The organism is Bacillus sp. WC2507 (assembly GCF_052656125.1).
Map to the genome: position 1 here is coordinate 234,099 of NZ_JBQXPN010000001.1, position 18,402 is coordinate 252,500.

The window sequence follows — 18,402 nt, forward strand, 5'->3', positions numbered from 1 at the left end:
TTACTCAGCCTCTACAAGCCCTTCATCAAATGGTGCCAGTGAATAGTTTCCCTTTTCCACTTGAATCGCTTTTTCCTTCACATCAACTTCTGAAAGACGAATTAATGATACAAAATTATTAATTAATCTTTCTTCAATGTCCGTGGATTCTACTAATACACCAATACCAACAACATTAGCCTTAAACTCTTCTAACATACTCATCATACCTTGAATTGTCCCGCCAGCTTTCATGAAGTCATCAATAATTAAAACATTTGATCCTTCTGGAAGGCTACGCTTTGCTAACGTCATTGTTTGAATTCGCTTAGAAGAACCTGATACATAGTTAATACTAACAGTTGGTCCTTCTGTTACCTTATTATCTTTCCTTGCAATTACTACCGGTACATCTAAGTAATTTGCCACTGCATAAGCTAGTGGAATCCCCTTCGTTGCCACCGTCATAACCGCATCAATTGGTTGTCTAGCAAAAACAGAAGCAAACAAACGACCTGCGCCATTAATATGGCGAGGATTACTTAAAAGATCTGTCATATATAAGTAACCACCAGGCAAAATACGATCTGGATTTTCAAATAAGCTACAAAGCTCACCAATAATTAAATCTGCCTCTTCCTCACTTATATATGGTATATATTTCACTCCTCCTGCTGCTCCTGGTACCGTTTGCAATGTGCCGACCCCTTGTTGTTCAAACGTTTGCTTAATAATAACTAAATCTTCACTAATGGAAGACTTAGCTGATTGATACCTTTCAGCAAAAAAAGTGAGAGAAACTAGCTGACGAGGGTTTTGTAACAAGTAATACGTCATATCGACTAATCTTGTACTTCGTCTAATTTTCATACTCTCACCTCAAATCACGAATATTCTAAACAAATCATAACGTATTATACGTCTTTATTCAAGCGTTTCTCGCTCTCCTAATAAACGTACTGCGTATACTTGTTCACAAAATCCTTTTAATCCGTTATATATACGATGCATTCGCGAATCATGGTGCACAAGACCAAATACGGTTGGACCACTTCCACTCATTAATACGGCATCTGCTCCAAATCGCTTCATCTGTGACTTAATACGTGCAACTTCAGGATGCATCGCAAACGTTACCTCTTCTAAAACATTACCAACAGTATCACAAATCCCTTTGTAGTCCCCAGCATTTATGACATTAACCATTTTATCTACATTTGGATGTGTAACTCGATTTAACTTTAAATTTCCATACACATCAGCAGTAGATACACCAATATGTGGTTTTGCTAAAATAACCCAACAAGAAGGTGGAGTTTTTATATGCTCTATTTGCTCTCCTCTTCCAGTGGCAATTGCTGTCCCACCATATACACAAAACGATACATCTGATCCGATTTCTGCGCCAAGCTCTGCTAACTGATCAATTGTAAGCCCTAAATTCCATAATTTATTAAGGCCACGTAATGTCGCTGCTGCATCACTACTTCCACCTGCTAATCCAGCTGCTACTGGAATCGTTTTTTCAATAGTAATAGATACGCCTTTTTTCACATTAAACTTCTCTTTTAATAATTTCGCTGCTTGATAAGCTAAATTTCTTTGGTCGTCTGGGACATACCGATTATGGGATAAAATTTCAATACGGTCTTCTGCTAATTCCATTAGTTCTAAACGATCCGCTAAATCAATTGTTGTCATAATCATTTTCACTTCATGATATCCGTCTTGTCTTTTTCCCAGTACATCTAACGACAGATTAATCTTTGCTGGTGCTTTCACTAGTAGCTTCAATCTATTCACCCACTCTATGTACTCAATCTTTTATCGTTTATTTTACCATAAATTTATAGTAAGACGATGACACTTCCCTAATTATAACGAAAAGCATTCAGAATGAAACTACTTATGTAAAATGATGGCACCTTTTCGAGTACAAAAAGCCGAGGAATCACTCCTCGGCTACCGTAGCATAGAAAGTATCTTACAACTACTGGTTTTGTTTCATTAATTGCTGTTCTGCAATTTCTATAGCACGTTTCACCATGTTACCAGCATCTTTCGCACGAATTCCGCCCCATCCTTCTTTCTGAACAACATCATAAAAGCCTAGCTCTTTTGCAAGCTCTTCTTTAAATTGATTTGACATGACACCTCTTCGTCTACTCAATGCAGAGTCCCTCCTTATTTTGCTACGGTATAATTAGTATGCAAAATAATATAGCTTTTCATTTGTGGGAATTTATGTAACGATACATGAATTATAAAATCACTTCATTATGAGGTTCACCATAAAATGTTAATTCTACTGTCTCTGTTAAAACATCCGCATAGCTATATGATACACGTTGCAACGCATCTTCTTGCTGATCCAATTGTACAACAAAAACAGAACGGTACGTTTCTGCAAGTACACCTGATTGTTCTACTGTTTTTCTTCTCCCACTATTCGCCTTTAACATCAGTCTCTGTCCAAGATGGTGATCCAATTCGTTTTTAATATCATCTAAACGTTTTGACATATCCCTTGCTACACCTCGCTGTAATTTAGATTGAACACTTAAAATACGATATATCTATCCCAATTATTAACCGCAACTCACAGACAATATCATTATAAAAGCATCATGCGTTCGAATAGATAGAAGAAATACTATATTGTAAAAGTATCATTATGTAGTCTGTGCGTTCTTGTCTCTTTTTATCCAAGCTGATTTAAATCCTTTCCATACAAAAAAAGCAAGATACGTATGTACCTTGCTTATTCTTCATAATGTTGAAAGGGTAATCCAGTTCGTAAAATCCCTCTCGTCTCAATCCCGCCAAGTCCCTTTTCGCCGGTAATCGTATTACGTACAACATCCCATACATTTACTCTCTCCATAAATGACGTAAAACTAATTTTACCAACTACATATACAGGATCTAGTGCGTGAATATTAATTCTAGATGGTGAACTAGCAAAATTAGCTCCTGCTCGAATTAATGCTTCAAAGTGAGATTGGCATGCTCCAGCAAAAATAACGAGTTGATCCAATGATGGATATTTTTTTCTCACTTCTCGAACAGCCTGTACAAAATGCCTTGAATGCCTATATGCTGCTAAATCTCCCTTTACCCCTTTTGATTTTGTATATGCATCGTGCCCAGTAATAACTAAAATGTCCGGACGAAAATGATCTATTAAATCTACTACCTTTTCATGCATCTCTGTTTCCTTACAATGAATACCTTGTACAGGAACACCAATTTTATTATATAAGTCTAGACACTTGCGCAAATATAACGGGTCTCCATCTATATGCAATACACGTCCTGGCATTTGAAAATAATTCACCTCACTTGTATATCCACCAGTTGAAGTGTGTTCATGCCTTTGTTTCATTAATACATAATCTTGTTGAAACAAACGATACGTACGCTCCATTGTTTCTTTCTCACGCTTCGCTCTTTTTTTATGTTCTCGTTGATCTATACTAATTAAATCTTCAAGTGGCGCATCCGCCACCAGTCTAATTTCCTCTCCAAACAATATAGCTATCTCGCCTTTTATTTCTATAACACGAAAAAGAATATCCCTATTATGAGAATATCGTTCCACTAATTCTCCAACATGTAAAGCCATTCTCCTACCTCCAAACTCGTTAGGCCATCTTACCTGTTTTTAAAGTATGAATTTGGGAGGAGAAAGGTGACAAAAGGGACAGTTCAAGTTGAACTGTCCCTTTTATATTCTTATGACAATTTATGAAGAACTAATGCATTACTTAATGTTGCAAACTCCTCAATAGATAGCGTTTCGCCTCTTCGTTTTGGATCAATCCCTACTTCTGTTAAAATTCGATCCAACAGCTCTTTATCTTTCGGGAAACCATTTAAATTATTTGATAAATTATTCATTAACGTTTTACGACGCTGTGCAAAACTTGCTCGTACTACCTCAAAGAAGAATGTCTCATCTGTTACTTCTACAACTGGTTTCGGGCGCTTTAGGAGACGAATAATCGCAGAATCAACATTTGGTTGTGGCACAAACACTGTACGCGGTACAGTCATAACTGTTTCTACCTCTGTATAATACTGAATAGCAATTGATAAAGAACCATACTCTTTCGTTCCAGGTTTAGCAGCTAAACGATCTCCAACTTCTTTTTGCATCATAACAACAAATCCACGAACCGGTAATTTCTCTTCCAGCAATTTAAATAAAATTGGCGTTGTAATATAGTATGGTAAGTTAGCTACTACCATTACATCTTGCCCTTCCTCAAATTGCTCACTAAACACCTCATGTACATCTGCTTTTAATACATCTTTATTTATAACTGTAACGTTGCTATATGGAGCTAACGTCTCATCTAAAATCGGTAATAATCTCTGATCAATTTCAAAAGCCACTACTTTTTTAGCACGCTTCGCTAATTGTTCTGTTAACGCACCGATACCTGGTCCAATTTCAATTGCACCACTTTCTGAACCGATTTCAGCGTGATCGACAATACGATTTAATACATTCGTATCAATTAAAAAATTTTGTCCTAAACTTTTTTTGAATGAAAATCCGTACTTTTCAACAATGTCTTTCGTACGATTTGGCGTTGCGATATCCTTCATTTTCTTTCCTCCTGTATGACTTGCTTATAAGCTTCTGCAAATGTTTCTTTTGAAACTTGAAACATTTGTAAACGTTTATGTAACTGTTTTGCGTTTGTATAACCAATCTTTAATAGCTTACCCATTCTTTCTCTGCGACTCTTTGCCATTTCTCCGCCCACTAAACCTGCATCGACTAGATCGCTCCAACTAATTTCACTTGTGTAAGCTTCCATTTCTTCATGTATATTTTCTAAAGCACGGCGAATTGATTCATTAGAAGCATGTTCAATTCCAACGCCTTTTTTCCTTTTAGCAAGTGCTTCTTCCTTCGGTAAAAAAGCATGTTTACATCCAGGCACCTTATCAGAAATAATTTTTCGAATACGCTCTCCAGGATAATCCGGATCTGTGAAAATAATAACGCCTCGTTTTTGCAGCGCTAATTTAACTTGCTCAATAACGTGATCACCGATTGCTGAACCGTTCGTTTCAATTGTATCCGCATCAACAGCACGCTTAATCGCAACTGTATCATCTTTACCTTCTACAACGATAATCTCTTTAATTTTCATGCTTGCCTCCACACTCGTTTCGTCTCTACTTAGTAAAACAAAAAAATGACGACTTTTCCATTATTATTTTCCCCATTCTTACATTTTAAAAAATAGAATGTCCAAAACTTTGTTCTCTCTCCTTATTGTAACACTTCCTCATTCGCCCTTATTTTTTCACAAAAATAAAAAAGAATGGGTTCTCCCACTCCTTTTTATTCAACACCAAATAAAGCTTTTGCATTTTTTGTTGTTATTTCTGCTACTTCCTCATAAGAAATTCCTTTTAAGTTCGCAATCTCTTCTGCTACGAGTTTTACATAACTCGGTTCATTTCGTTTCCCTCGAAATGGATGTGGTGTTAAATATGGACAATCCGTCTCTATTAACAATTTCTCTAATGGAATCTCCGTGGCAACTTCTTTCGGTTTCTTAGCATTTTTAAATGTAACTGGTCCGCCTAACGAAATTAAAAAGTTCATATCAACACATCGCTCTGCTACTTCTACGCTGCCGCTAAAGCAATGCATAATGCCTCCCACTTCAGCTGCATTCTCTTCCTCTAAAATATCAACAATATCTTGAGTTGCATCGCGGTTATGTATAATAATCGGCAATTTTACCCTTTTGGCTAATGCAATTTGTTTACGGAATACTTCCTTCTGTATTTCTTTTGGAGACTTATCCCAGTGATAATCTAAGCCCATTTCTCCAAGTGCAACGACTTTAGGATGAGAAGCAAGTTCTTCTAACCAAGCTAAATGTTCTTCTGTCATGTCGATTGCATCAACTGGATGCCATCCAACCGCAGCGTAAATAAAATCATAGGCTTCAGCTAATTCAATCGCCTTGTTTATCGTTACTTCATCAAAACCAACAACAACTGTATAAGTAACTCCCGCTTCTTTCATTCGTGCAATAACTTCTTGCAAATCTTCTTCAAATTGCTCTGCATTCAAATGTGAATGTGTATCAAACAACATAATACATAACTCCTTTTATATTGAAATCAAGTTTATTCTACAAAAATAAGTTCTTTAATAACTTAACGATAACAATACTACAATCTTAATGCAAAAATAGAGAGTGTAAAAAGAAAAAAGACGCTTCACACATGTTACACGTGAAACATCTCTTTTCTTGTCTTAATTACTTGATTTTTGTACCATTTGGTAGATTTTGGTCAATCGATGCTAATGACAATACGCCATTCTCTTCACCTGCTAAAATCATACCTTGCGATAATTCACCGCGTAATTTTACAGGTTTTAAGTTTGTTACACAAATAACCTTTTTACCTTTTAGGTCTTCTGGCGAATAGAATTTTGCAATTCCAGAAACAACTTGACGCTTTTCTGTGCCTAAGTCTAGTTGGATTTTTAACAACTTGTCTGCTTTTTTCACAGGTTCAGCAGATAGTACTTCAGCTACGCGTAATTCTACTTTAAAGAAATCATCAATTGTAATTTCTTCTGCCTTCGGTTCTTCTTCTTTTTTCTCTTCTACTTTAGGAGCAGAGCTTTTCATTTGTTCTTTAATGTACTCTACTTCCACTTCCATTTCTAAACGAGGGAAAATCGGGTTTCCTTTTTCTACTTTTGTTCCAGCTGGAATGCAACCAATTGTAGATAGGCTTTCCCAAGATTTATGTGCTTCATTAGTAAGGCCAAGCTGAGCAAACATCTTGCTTGGTGCTACTGTTAAGAATGGCATAAGCATAATACCTGTTTGACGAAGTACTTCTGCTAAATGAGCCATTACAGAAGCTAACTTTTCACGATCATTCTCATCTTTCGCTAATACCCACGGTTGTGTTTCATCAATATATTTATTCGTACGACTAACCAATTGCCAAATTGAGCTTAGCGCTACAGAGAATTCCATATTCTCCATTGCCTCTTCTACTTTTTTCAATGTATCCTGTGCAAACGTTACTAACGTTTCATCGAATTCCGTTACATTTGCTTTAAATGCAGGGATTTCCCCGTTAAAGTACTTATCAATCATAGCTACTGTACGATTTAATAAGTTACCTAAGTCATTTGCTAAGTCGAAATTAATACGCTCCACAAATCCTTCTGGTGTGAATACGCCATCAGATCCGAATGGAACTTCACGAAGTAAGTAATAACGTAATGCATCTAATCCATAACGGTCGATTAATGTAACTGGATCTACTACGTTTCCTTTTGACTTACTCATCTTTCCATCCTTCATTAAAATCCAACCATGAGCAAAGACCTTTTTCGGAAGAGGTAAGTCTAATGCCATTAAAATGATTGGCCAATAAATTGTATGGAAACGAACGATTTCTTTTCCAACTAAATGCACGTCTGCCGGCCAGAATTTCTTATACATCTCTTCATTTTCTGTTCCATAACCTAATGCTGTAATGTAGTTAGATAATGCGTCAACCCATACGTAAATAACGTGTTTCGGGTTACCTGGAACACGAACTCCCCAGTCAAATGAAGTACGAGAAACTGCTAAATCTTCTAAGCCTGGTTTAATGAAGTTATTAATCATTTCATTCTTACGAGACTCTGGCTGAATGAAATGTGGATTCTCTTCATAGAATTTTAATAGTCTGTCGACATATTTACCCATTCTAAAGAAATACGATTCTTCACGAACAAGTTCTACATCATGACCACTATCTGGGCTTTTTCCTCCAACTACTTTGTCACCTTCCATAATTGGATCTACTAATTGATGCTCTGTATAGAATGTCTCATCTTGTACAGAATACCAACCTTCATATTCATCAAGATAAATATCGCCTTGATCTACTAATTGCTTGAAGATTTTTTCAACAACATCTTTATGACGATCTTCAGTTGTACGAATAAAATCATCATAAGAAATATCCATCTTCTCCCAAAGTTCTTTAATTCCTGCAACGATGTTATCCACATATGCTTGTGGTGTAACGTTTAATTCTTCTGCTTTCTTTTGGATCTTTTGTCCATGCTCATCAGTTCCTGTTAAATAATGAACATTATATCCTTGCATACGCTTATATCGTGCCATCGCATCTCCTGCTACTGTTGTATAAGCATGTCCAATGTGTAATTTTCCACTTGGATAATAAATTGGGGTAGTAATATAAAAGGATTTTTTTTCCTCTGTCATTGTTTTGGACCTCCCGAATAACCTCATATGTATTTATAAATAGTATATCAAAAACTTATATATAAAGTGAAACTTTAATCTGTGGGGTTGTTCATCCCTGCTAATTATTAGCCTGCACCAATCGGGCTTTTACGAACAGCCCGACTCCCACTTAACTTCTTTGCTCCAGCCAAATTTTGAATTTGGAATCTTACCACTTGTTAATGAGAGATAAAAACGAGTTAATGCCTAGTATCTTTATCATCTATTACTCATATTTCAAGAAAATATACAACCCTAACTTACAATTCGTAAATTTTTCTGAAAATAAAGTGAAATAATAGTAGAAATTACTCCCATTCTATTATATATAAGAAGTAAGAAATCTATAAATCTTTTTAAAAAATATAGAATTAAAGAATTGACGGAAATGTAAATGATTGGTATCATATGTCCATAGGGTATTTTGTCGAAAAATGACGAATCTAAAAATAGACTCGAAACTTATAAACTATTTCTTTAGGAGGAAAAGAATTATGAAATCTACTGGTATCGTTCGTAAAGTTGATGAATTAGGTCGTGTAGTAATTCCAATCGAATTACGCCGTACTTTAGGTATTGCAGAAAAGGATGCTCTTGAAATCTACGTTGATGACGAGAAAATCATCTTAAAAAAATATAAACCAAACATGACTTGCCAAGTAACTGGTGAAGTATCTGATGGTAACCTATCTTTAGCTGAAGGTAAAATTATCTTAAGCAAAGAAGGCGCTGAGCAAATCTTAAACGAACTTCAAGATTATATCGAAACAGCAAAATAAGCTTCTCAATTATGAGAAGCTTATTTTTTATCGACATGATAGATTTGATATACATCGCGTTTCGACAAATCTCGATCTTTAGCGACTGTTTTTATCGCCTCTTTTGAATTCATACCTTTTTCGTTTATATAATGTTCAATATGATCATATATTGAAATAGCTTCCCACCATTGTTCTTCTGGGGCAGGTTCTTCCGTTGAACCAGCTACTAAAATACAAAACTCACCACGAACTTCATTTTGTTTCGTCCACTCAATTGCTTCTTCAACTGTTCCTCGAATAAATTCCTCGAATTTTTTCGTTAACTCTCGACATAATACAATTTCTCTATTTCCCAACACTTCTTGCATTGAGATTAAAGTATCATCTAAACGGTGAGGCGCTTCATAAAACATCATTGTAGTTTGTACATAACGAAGCTTCTCTAACTCCATTTTTCTTTCTTTTTTATTTCTTTGTAAAAATCCATAGAAATAAAACTGTTTTGTTTCAAGACCTGATGCAATTAATGCTGTAAGGGCCGCATTTGCCCCAGGAAGCGGGATAACATGATACTGTTCCGCTACAGCCTCTACAACAATATCGTAACCTGGATCGGAAATACACGGCATACCAGCATCACTAACAAGTGCTACAGTCTTTCCTTCGTCTAACTTCTCTAATATTTTTTTCCCACTTACTTCCTTATTATGCTCATGGTAACTCATAACATGGGTTTCAATTTCAAAATAATTACAAAGTTTTTTCGTTTGTCTCGTATCTTCAGCAGCAATTAAATCAGCTTCTTTTAAAATTCGGATTGCACGAAATGTCATATCTTCTAAATTTCCAATAGGAGTTGGTACTAAATATAAAACTCCCTTTTCATTTTGTTGAAAGCTTTTTTGTTGCCACATAGCGTTCTCCTTTTTGCATATATTCTTCTTTTTGTTTTCTATTTAATTGCTTAAAATAATACTCTGCTTGCATAGCTGTACGCTTATCTTCATGAAATTCTACGTATTTTAAAACAACAGGAAGTCTAGCACGCGTATACCTAGCCCCTTTTCCATTATTATGGGTCTGAATCCGCTTCTCTATATGATTTGTATATCCAGCATAATAACTTCCATCAGAGCACTCTACTACATAAAAACAATGCTTATTCTTCTCCATATAAAATTGAACGAATCTCCTTTGTGTATTCATTATTTTCTTCATATACAAAAAGAGGTGGCAATATTTTTAAATCTGCGTTTCCGTCCTTAATTCCTTCAATTAACAATGTATTCGCTTCTTTACCTGCCTTAGGATAAACAAATCGTACCCGTTTTGGTTCAATTTTGTATTTACGCATTAATGTAACAATATCTAGTAAACGACCTGGACGATGTACAAATGCTACTTTCCCGCCTTGCTTTACTAGCTGACTACTTGCAGATACAACATCCTCTAATGTACACATAATTTCATGACGAGCTATCGCTAAATGTTCATTTATATTTTTCTCAGAAGTTGCAGGTGTTTCAAAATAAGGCGGATTACATGTGACAACATCATATTGATGACGTCCAAGTTTCTCCGGCATATCTTTCAAATCTCCATGTATTAAGTGAATTCTTTCTTCTAACTTATTGTATTGAACGCTTCTGATTCCCATATCATATAAACGTTCTTGAATTTCCACACCTGTAATGCTCCCTTTTGTTCTTGTACTTAATAGAAGGGGCACAACTGCGTTACCTGTGCACAAATCAAGTAAATTACCTTTTTGAATTGGTACCCAGGCAAAGTCTGCAAGTAAAACAGCATCTAAAGAAAAATTAAATACTGATGGACTTTGCACGATTTTCATATCTTGCGCTAATAAGTAATCTAAACGTTCATCTTCATATAAATTCATATGTTACTCCTTTTCTTACACTTAACCTACCCTATTTCATCTTCTACTAATAAAAAAACATATTTCATTCTACTCTCATGTATAAAAAATTACCTTTCCAATTATTATTGGAAAGGTAATTTCACTTTTTATTTAAAAATGACAGGCAGAATAAACAATCTCCCTCTTTACGTACACTTCCATAATGCAGATTACAAATATGAAAACCTTCTTGATATAGTCTTGCTAAATTATCGTAGCCTTCACCAATATCTGTCTTCGGCTTCACTTCTTTACGTTTTTGAGCTTTTTGTTTTTCTTTAATCTGCACTTCTTCAAAGCGGTGTCGCAAATTTTCATTTTCCATTTTTATATGTTGGTTTTCTTCCAACAGCTCTGCAAGATGTTGTTTTAATTCTCCCAACTGTTTGTATAAATGTCCAATTTGCTCTTCCATACTAGAAACCGATGCAAAAATATCTTTTTTCTCCACAAGCACCCACCTCATTAATCTGTGGTTTGACTCGAAACGACCCCTTTATTCACTAACTCATCTAACGTATATTCTACTATCCGTTCCTTGTCTACTAGTTCCACTTGAATTAATCTTTCTAAAATATTTAATCCGATAACACGGCCAGTACCATGCGGGGTTTGTATACGTTGATCTAAATCAGGAAGTTGTTCCTTTGCTGCCTCATATTCATCATTCTCATATTTTAAGCAACACATTAAGCGACCACATAAACCAGAGATTTTTGCAGGATTTAATGATAAATTTTGATCCTTTGCCATCTTAATGGATACAGGTTCAAAATCTCCTAAAAAAGTAGAACAACAAAGCATACGACCACATGGACCAATACCACCAAGCATCTTTGCTTCATCACGAACACCAATTTGTCTTAGTTCAATTCTTGTCCTAAAAATTGCTGCTAAGTCCTTCACTAGTTCGCGGAAATCAATTCGACCATCCGCAGTAAAATAGAAAATAATCTTATTGCGATCGAACGTATACTCTACATCTACAAGTTTCATATCAAGATTATGTTCTACTACCTTTTGCTGACAAACTTGATATGCTTCTTTCGCAGCATGTTTGTTCTCTTCAACAATGGTACGATCGTTTTCATTAGCAATACGAATAACCTTTTTTAGCGGTAATACAACGTCGTTTTCATCAACTTGCTTTTTGGTAATAACTACTTTTCCGTATTCAATACCTCTTACTGTTTCTACAATTACAAACTCATTTTCAGAGATATCGAACTGATTCGGGTCAAAGTAATACACCTTTCCGGCCTTCTTAAAGCGAACACCTACTACATCATACAAAACGGTCATCCCTCCTGCAACCGCAACACTAACTGTTCGAACACAAGCTGCGCATTTACATTAGCGTTGATTCTATTTTTTGCCTCTAATATATTAAAGAGAGCTGATACAATGCGCTTCTGAGCATAGGAGAAAGATTCAAACATCTCTTTCTGCTCATGAAAAACAAGACGATCTTCTTCTCCAAGTTGAACATATAATAAATCCTTATAAATAAGGAGTAACATATCTAAACCTTGCTGTAATTGTTCTTTCTCTCTAAAGTGCTTTCCCCATTTTTCTTGAACAAAAAAAATAGAGGCTTTGTCTTTTTCGAGCGCTTCACATAATTTTATCACTAAAGCTCGTGCTTGTGCAAACCATTCATCACTACATAAAGCTAAAGCTTCATCAAAACTATTCGTGAGCTGCGCAGCAAGTGTCGATAAAGCTGCCGTAATACCTTCATCCTGTAATCTTTTAATTAAAGATTCCGTAGGTAACGGTCTAAATGTAACAACTTGACAGCGAGATAAGATCGTATTTAAAATTTGATGACTTTGTTCAGTAAGTAAAATAGCTGTTGTATCACTACTTGGTTCTTCTAAAAATTTCAAGAGTGTATTCGCTGCGTTTGCTGTCATACGGTCTGCGTGCTCAATAATATATACTTTTTTATTTGCTTCTAATCCTGTTTTTGAAAACTCTTCTTGTAAATCATGAATTTGCTGCTTCTTAATAGATAATCCGTCTGGTTTTACAATATGTAAGTTAGGGTGGTTACCTGAATCAATTCGCTTACAATTTGTACATACATGACAAGGTTCTACCCCATTCCGCTGAGAACAGAGGAAACTCTTTGCCATTTGAATTGCTGTCGCAAATTTTCCTGTCCCTTTCCCTCCCTCTAACAAGTAAGCGTGGGATATACGCTCTTTTGCAATGCTATTCATCAACATTTTTACACCGATGGGTTGTATAGCAGAAAGCTGCTCCCACGTCTTCGTCATAATGCATACCTCACTTATTTCATTCTTTCCTTCTATTATAACAATTTATCTTCTATAATCTGAACAACTTCTTTTATAAGTTTTTCCATTGGTTGATCAGCATTTACCGATACAATACGATCTGAGAAACGTTCTACAACTTGTAAATATCCCTCACGCACACGTTTATGGAAAGAGATATCTTCCATATCTAATCGATTCACTTCACGTCCTGCATCTTTTTCAATTCGAGCTAAACCAATCTCTGGTTCAATGTCTAAGTAAATCGTTAAACTAGGCATACAGTCCTCTGTTGCGAAACGATTTATTTCAAATACTTTATCCATACCTAATCCTCTTGCATATCCTTGATACGCTAAAGAGCTATCTATAAAACGATCACATAGTACAAGGTAGTCCTCGTTAAGCGCCGGCATAACCTTTTCCACCAAATGTTGCCTACGTGCAGCAGCATACAGAAGCGCCTCTGTACGTGCTTCCATCATCGTATATTCTTGTTTATGTAAAATCGTTCTAATATCCTCAGAAATTGCAATACCACCTGGTTCCCTCGTCGCCATCACCTTTTGTTCTTTTTGTTCAAAGTATGGCAATAAACTTTGAATTAATGTTGTTTTACCCGAACCTTCTGGACCTTCAATTGTTACAAATAATCCCTTCATTCTAAAACCTACTTTCCATATCATACACTTTCATATATTTCGTGCTACCTTGAAAACGAGCACCTGATTTCTCTAAATACATAATTTGCTCTTTATGTTCTGAAGTAATTCTTTCCCCATACATAATCAATGGAATTCCAGGTGGGTACGGAATTACCATTTCCGCCGCTATCATCCCAACTGCTTCTTCTACAGATACTACTTTTGTTTCATATCCTTCCAGTTGTTTATATGTATACGGTAAAGGAGAAAACTCTCCTTTATAAGTATAACGAATAGATTTCTTCTTGTCTTTCACCTCATAATATTGCAATGCCCCTCGGATCATCTCTATAGCCTTCATATACTCCTTATTTACTTGCAAGGGCAAAATAAATAGGACATTATATGGATCCGCCATTTCTGTATATATCCCGACCTTTTCAAATACAGACTGTAATTCGTATCCTGACAGCTGACAACGGGTCTGTATGGTAAACTTTAACTCGTCTTGTAATGGATATTGTAAAATAGCTATTTGTGGAATAGAAGATAATTCTTCTTTAAATTCCCGTAAAAACTCGACAATTTCATCATGTCCCTCTTCTTTTATACGCGCTATTGTAAAGCGTGCAATATCAAGAGAAGTCATAATTGGATACGATGGACTACTAGATTGTAGCATACTTAAATAAGTAGAAACCTTTTCTGCTTTCACTAAGTTACTATTTATATGTAAATAGGATCCCATCGTCATCGCTGGTAATGTTTTATGTGCAGAGTGAACTACAATATCTGCCCCATATGCTAACGCTGACTTTGGAAATGCCCCTCCTAAACAAAAATGGGCTCCATGTGCTTCATCTACTAAAACAGGGATTTTATGTGCATGTGCATAAGCGACGCTTGCCTCTAGATCCATCCCCATACCATAATAATTAGGATGCGTTAAAATGAGTGCTTTAGCATTTGGATATTTTTCAATTGCTTCCTTAATAATTTCACCATGAATTCCCACTGGTACGTTATAAGCTTCATCAATCCATGGATCTAAAAAAATTGGATTTGCTCCTGCTAATTTTAAACCATTAATAATTGATTTATGACAATTTCTTTGTACAAGAACAATATCATGTTCCCCGCAACAAGACAAAATCATTGCTAGGTTCCCTACTGTTGAACCATTAATTAAAAAATAACTTTTTTTCACTCCATATACATCAGCTAATAATTGTTGTGCCTCATCTATACATTCAAACGGACTATGTAAATCATCTAACCCTGACAACTCAGTTACATCGATAGATAGTATATCTTTAAACTCCCCTACTGCCTCCTGAGGGAAGTTTAAACCGTTTTTATGCCCTGGAACATGAAAGGATAACGGTGCCCTTTCTTTAAACTCTATTAATGCCTCATATAAAGGTATGCGATTTTGATTCATCTATATCTCTTCCTTATTATTTCATTCTTTATCTATTATACAGAACAAAAAAAATAATAGGCATATGCCTATTTAAAAATATGATACTTCTAATTTCCGAAGCTGTTTTAAATAATATATATACTTCGGATCATCTGTCTCCGTATTCACCATATCCTTTTCACATTCATAGCATATTAAATTATTATAAACATATATCCCTTCTTTTCTTTCTGTCTCACAAACAATACAAACTTCATTTTGTGATTTCATAACCTTCCCTCCCTATTTAAATGGACATCTTTTATACTTCTATTCCTTAACAATTTACAGAAAAATATACATCAATCTCTTATATAATATGATTAACCCTTGGGCAACGTGTTTGTATTACCATTACTTCTTTTTACGTACTTTTTGAAAACACAAAAAAACACGAATCAAATGATTCGTGTTTTAGCTTGCTTGGCGACGTCCTACTCTCACAGGGACAAGGTCCCAACTACCATCGGCGCTAGAGAGCTTAACTTCCGTGTTCGGTATGGGAACGGGTGTGACCTCTCTGCCATCATCACCAAACTATGAAGGCATATTCCTTCAAAACTAGATAACATTTGCTTCATATTATATGGTTAAGTCCTCGATCTATTAGTATTCGTCAGCTCCACATGTCACCATGCTTCCACCTCGAACCTATCAACCTGATCATCTTTCAGGGATCTTACTAGCTTACGCTATGGGAAATCTCATCTTGAGGGGGGCTTCATGCTTAGATGCTTTCAGCACTTATCCCTTCCGCACATAGCTACCCAGCTATGCCCTTGGCAGAACAACTGGTACACCAGCGGTGCGTCCATCCCGGTCCTCTCGTACTAAGGACAGCTCCTCTCAAATTTCCTACGCCCACGACGGATAGGGACCGAACTGTCTCACGACGTTCTGAACCCAGCTCGCGTACCGCTTTAATGGGCGAACAGCCCAACCCTTGGGACCGACTACAGCCCCAGGATGCGATGAGCCGACATCGAGGTGCCAAACCTCCCCGTCGATGTGGACTCTTGGGGGAGATAAGCCTGTTATCCCCGGGGTAGCTTTTATCCGTTGAGCGATGGCCCTTCCATGCGGAACCACCGGATCACTAAGCCCGACTTTCGTCCCTGCTCGACTTGTAGGTCTCGCAGTCAAGCTCCCTTATGCCTTTGCACTCTACGAATGATTTCCAACCATTCTGAGGGAACCTTTGGGCGCCTCCGTTACACTTTAGGAGGCGACCGCCCCAGTCAAACTGCCCACCTGACACTGTCTCCCGGGTCGATAAGACCCGTAGGTTAGAATTTCAATACAGTCAGGGCGGTATCCCACCAGCGCCTCCACCGAAGCTAGCGCTCCGGTTTCAATGGCTCCCGCCTATCCTGTACAAACTGTACCAAAATTCAATATCAGGCTACAGTAAAGCTCCACGGGGTCTTTCCGTCCTGTCGCGGGTAACCTGCATCTTCACAGGTACTATAATTTCACCGAGTCTCTGGTTGAGACAGTGCCCAAATCGTTACACCTTTCGTGCGGGTCGGAACTTACCCGACAAGGAATTTCGCTACCTTAGGACCGTTATAGTTACGGCCGCCGTTTACTGGGGCTTCAGTTCAGAGCTTCGCTTACGCTAACCCCTCTCCTTAACCTTCCAGCACCGGGCAGGTGTCAGCCCCTATACTTCGCCTTACGGCTTCGCAGAGACCTGTGTTTTTGCTAAACAGTCGCTTGGGCCTATTCACTGCGGCTTTCCGTTAAGAAAGCACCCCTTCTCCCGAAGTTACGGGGTCATTTTGCCGAGTTCCTTAACCAGAGTTCTCTCGCACACCTTAGGATTCTCTCCTCGCCTACCTGTGTCGGTTTGCGGTACAGGCACCTTTTATCTCGCTAGAAGCTTTTCTTGGCAGCGGGGAATCAAAGACTTCGCTCCATAAGGAGCTTCCCCATCACAGCTCAGCCTTCACGATAAGCGGATTTGCCTACTTATCAGCCTAACTGCTTGGACGTGCACAACCAATCGCACGCTTCTTCTATCCTTCTGCGTCCCTCCATTGCTCAAACGATAAAGAGGTGGTACAGGAATATCAACCTGTTGTCCATCGCCTACGCCTGTCGGCCTCGGCTTAGGTCCTGACTAACCCTGAGCGGACGAGCCTTCCTCAGGAAACCTTAGGCATTCGGTGGACGGGATTCTCACCCGTCTTTCGCTACTCATACCGGCATTCTCACTTCTAAGCGCTCCACCAGTCCTTCCGGTCTGACTTCACTGCACTTAGAACGCTCCCCTACCACTGATACCATTGGTATCAATTCGCAGCTTCGGTGGTGTATTTAGCCCCGGTACATTTTCGGCGCAGAGTCACTCGACTAGTGAGCTATTACGCACTCTTTAAATGGTGGCTGCTTCTAAGCCAACATCCTAGTTGTCTAAGCAACTCCACATCCTTTTCCACTTAATACACACTTTGGGACCTTAGCTGGCGATCTGGGCTGTTTCCCTCTTGACTACGGATCTTATCACTCGCAGTCTGACTCCTAAGGATAAGTCATTGGCATTCGGAGTTTGACTGAATTCGGTAATCCGATGAGGACCCCTAGTTCAATCAGTGCTCTACCTCCAAGACTCTTACACTTAAGGCTAGCCCTAAAGCTATTTCGGGGAGAACCAGCTATCTCCAGGTTCGATTGGAATTTCTCCGCTACCCACACCTCATCCCCGCACTTTTCAACGTGCGTGGGTTCGGGCCTCCATTCAGTGTTACCTGAACTTCACCCTGGACATGGGTAGATCACCTGGTTTCGGGTCTACGACCACGTACTAAACGCCCTATTCAGACTCGCTTTCGCTGCGGCTCCGTCTCTTCAACTTAACCTCGCACGGGATCGTAACTCGCCGGTTCATTCTACAAAAGGCACGCCATCACCCATTAACGGGCTCTGACTATTTGTAGGCACACGGTTTCAGGATCTCTTTCACTCCCCTTCCGGGGTGCTTTTCACCTTTCCCTCACGGTACTGGTTCACTATCGATCACTAGGGAGTATTTAGCCTTGGGAGATGGTCCT

At 37.8% G+C, this 18,402-nt stretch carries 19 protein-coding genes and 2 rRNA genes (1 of these 21 cut by a window edge); 1 reads left to right on the top strand and 20 read right to left on the bottom strand.

All coding sequences use genetic code 11. The features are described from left to right. The 9 genes from purR to metG form a co-directional block, all read right to left on the bottom strand. The gene (purR, locus tag ACUN28_RS01360) at positions 1-849 is read right to left on the bottom strand and encodes a pur operon repressor (protein ID WP_000702481.1); all 849 of its coding nucleotides are present in this window, start codon (positions 847-849) and stop codon (positions 1-3) included. Between the two features lie 54 nt (positions 850-903). Further along, positions 904-1,773, bottom strand: a complete 870-nt coding sequence (ispE, locus tag ACUN28_RS01365) for a 4-(cytidine 5'-diphospho)-2-C-methyl-D-erythritol kinase (protein ID WP_033659608.1) — start codon at positions 1,771-1,773, stop codon at positions 904-906. Between the two features lie 196 nt (positions 1,774-1,969). Further along, a complete protein-coding gene (sspF, locus tag ACUN28_RS01370; protein ID WP_001985066.1) occupies positions 1,970-2,149 on the bottom strand; it encodes an acid-soluble spore protein SspF in 180 nt (59 codons plus the stop codon). A gap of 91 nt (positions 2,150-2,240) precedes the next feature. Further along, on the bottom strand, positions 2,241-2,501 hold the full coding sequence (gene veg / locus ACUN28_RS01375; protein WP_016085310.1) for a biofilm formation stimulator Veg: 261 nt from the start codon (positions 2,499-2,501) through the stop codon (positions 2,241-2,243). A 239-nt stretch (positions 2,502-2,740) separates the two neighbouring features. Beyond that, a complete protein-coding gene (gene yabG, locus ACUN28_RS01380; RefSeq protein WP_016085311.1) occupies positions 2,741-3,604 on the bottom strand; it encodes a sporulation peptidase YabG in 864 nt (287 codons plus the stop codon). A gap of 110 nt (positions 3,605-3,714) precedes the next feature. Continuing rightward, positions 3,715-4,593, bottom strand: a complete 879-nt coding sequence (rsmA, locus tag ACUN28_RS01385; protein WP_000651555.1) for a 16S rRNA (adenine(1518)-N(6)/adenine(1519)-N(6))-dimethyltransferase RsmA — start codon at positions 4,591-4,593, stop codon at positions 3,715-3,717. Then, the gene (gene rnmV / locus ACUN28_RS01390) at positions 4,590-5,147 is read right to left on the bottom strand and encodes a ribonuclease M5 (RefSeq protein ID WP_016085312.1); all 558 of its coding nucleotides are present in this window, start codon (positions 5,145-5,147) and stop codon (positions 4,590-4,592) included. The genes rsmA and rnmV overlap by 4 nt, the downstream gene beginning before the upstream one ends. 194 nt (positions 5,148-5,341) lie before the next feature. Further along, positions 5,342-6,109 carry a TatD family hydrolase gene (locus ACUN28_RS01395; protein WP_016085313.1) on the bottom strand — a complete coding sequence of 256 codons (768 nt, stop codon included), beginning with the start codon at positions 6,107-6,109 and terminating at the stop codon, positions 5,342-5,344. A 166-nt stretch (positions 6,110-6,275) separates the two neighbouring features. Further along, entirely contained in the window at positions 6,276-8,258 is a 1,983-nt protein-coding gene (metG, locus tag ACUN28_RS01400) for a methionine--tRNA ligase (protein ID WP_016085314.1), read from the bottom strand. A gap of 515 nt (positions 8,259-8,773) precedes the next feature. On the opposite strand from metG, the gene ACUN28_RS01405 reads away from it, so the two are divergent. Continuing rightward, entirely contained in the window at positions 8,774-9,058 is a 285-nt protein-coding gene (locus tag ACUN28_RS01405) for an AbrB/MazE/SpoVT family DNA-binding domain-containing protein (RefSeq protein WP_000843036.1), read from the top strand. A 20-nt stretch (positions 9,059-9,078) separates the two neighbouring features. On the opposite strand, the gene rsmI is transcribed toward ACUN28_RS01405, so the two are convergent. The 11 genes from rsmI to ACUN28_RS01460 all read right to left on the bottom strand — a co-directional run. After that, positions 9,079-9,954, bottom strand: coding sequence for a 16S rRNA (cytidine(1402)-2'-O)-methyltransferase (gene rsmI, locus ACUN28_RS01410; protein ID WP_016085315.1), 876 nt, complete (start codon positions 9,952-9,954; stop codon positions 9,079-9,081). Beyond that, a complete protein-coding gene (locus tag ACUN28_RS01415; RefSeq protein WP_016085316.1) occupies positions 9,923-10,213 on the bottom strand; it encodes a GIY-YIG nuclease family protein in 291 nt (96 codons plus the stop codon). Before ACUN28_RS01415 ends, rsmI begins: the two co-directional genes overlap by 32 nt. Then, positions 10,200-10,940, bottom strand: coding sequence for a tRNA1(Val) (adenine(37)-N6)-methyltransferase (locus ACUN28_RS01420; protein WP_016085317.1), 741 nt, complete (start codon positions 10,938-10,940; stop codon positions 10,200-10,202). Before ACUN28_RS01420 ends, ACUN28_RS01415 begins: the two co-directional genes overlap by 14 nt. Before the next feature lie 121 nt (positions 10,941-11,061). Further along, positions 11,062-11,412, bottom strand: a complete 351-nt coding sequence (yabA, locus tag ACUN28_RS01425; RefSeq protein ID WP_000412054.1) for a DNA replication initiation control protein YabA — start codon at positions 11,410-11,412, stop codon at positions 11,062-11,064. Positions 11,413-11,426: 14 nt separating this feature from the next. Continuing rightward, complete coding sequence (locus ACUN28_RS01430) at positions 11,427-12,254, bottom strand: PSP1 domain-containing protein (RefSeq protein ID WP_000272429.1); 828 nt, start codon at positions 12,252-12,254, stop codon at positions 11,427-11,429. 5 nt (positions 12,255-12,259) lie between these two features. Next, positions 12,260-13,243, bottom strand: a complete 984-nt coding sequence (gene holB, locus ACUN28_RS01435; RefSeq protein ID WP_016085318.1) for a DNA polymerase III subunit delta' — start codon at positions 13,241-13,243, stop codon at positions 12,260-12,262. A 35-nt stretch (positions 13,244-13,278) separates the two neighbouring features. Continuing rightward, positions 13,279-13,905: a dTMP kinase gene (tmk, locus tag ACUN28_RS01440; RefSeq protein WP_016085319.1), complete on the bottom strand. Its 627-nt coding sequence runs from the start codon at positions 13,903-13,905 to the stop codon at positions 13,279-13,281. A 1-nt stretch (position 13,906) separates the two neighbouring features. Next, entirely contained in the window at positions 13,907-15,328 is a 1,422-nt protein-coding gene (locus ACUN28_RS01445; protein WP_016085320.1) for an aminotransferase class I/II-fold pyridoxal phosphate-dependent enzyme, read from the bottom strand. A gap of 72 nt (positions 15,329-15,400) precedes the next feature. Continuing rightward, positions 15,401-15,580, bottom strand: a complete 180-nt coding sequence (locus ACUN28_RS01450) for a sigma factor G inhibitor Gin (RefSeq protein ID WP_000842027.1) — start codon at positions 15,578-15,580, stop codon at positions 15,401-15,403. A gap of 190 nt (positions 15,581-15,770) precedes the next feature. Beyond that, positions 15,771-15,886: ribosomal RNA gene (rrf, locus tag ACUN28_RS01455) — 5S ribosomal RNA — on the bottom strand. 49 nt (positions 15,887-15,935) lie between these two features. Further along, positions 15,936-18,402, bottom strand: a 23S ribosomal RNA gene (locus ACUN28_RS01460); it runs 455 nt beyond the window's last position.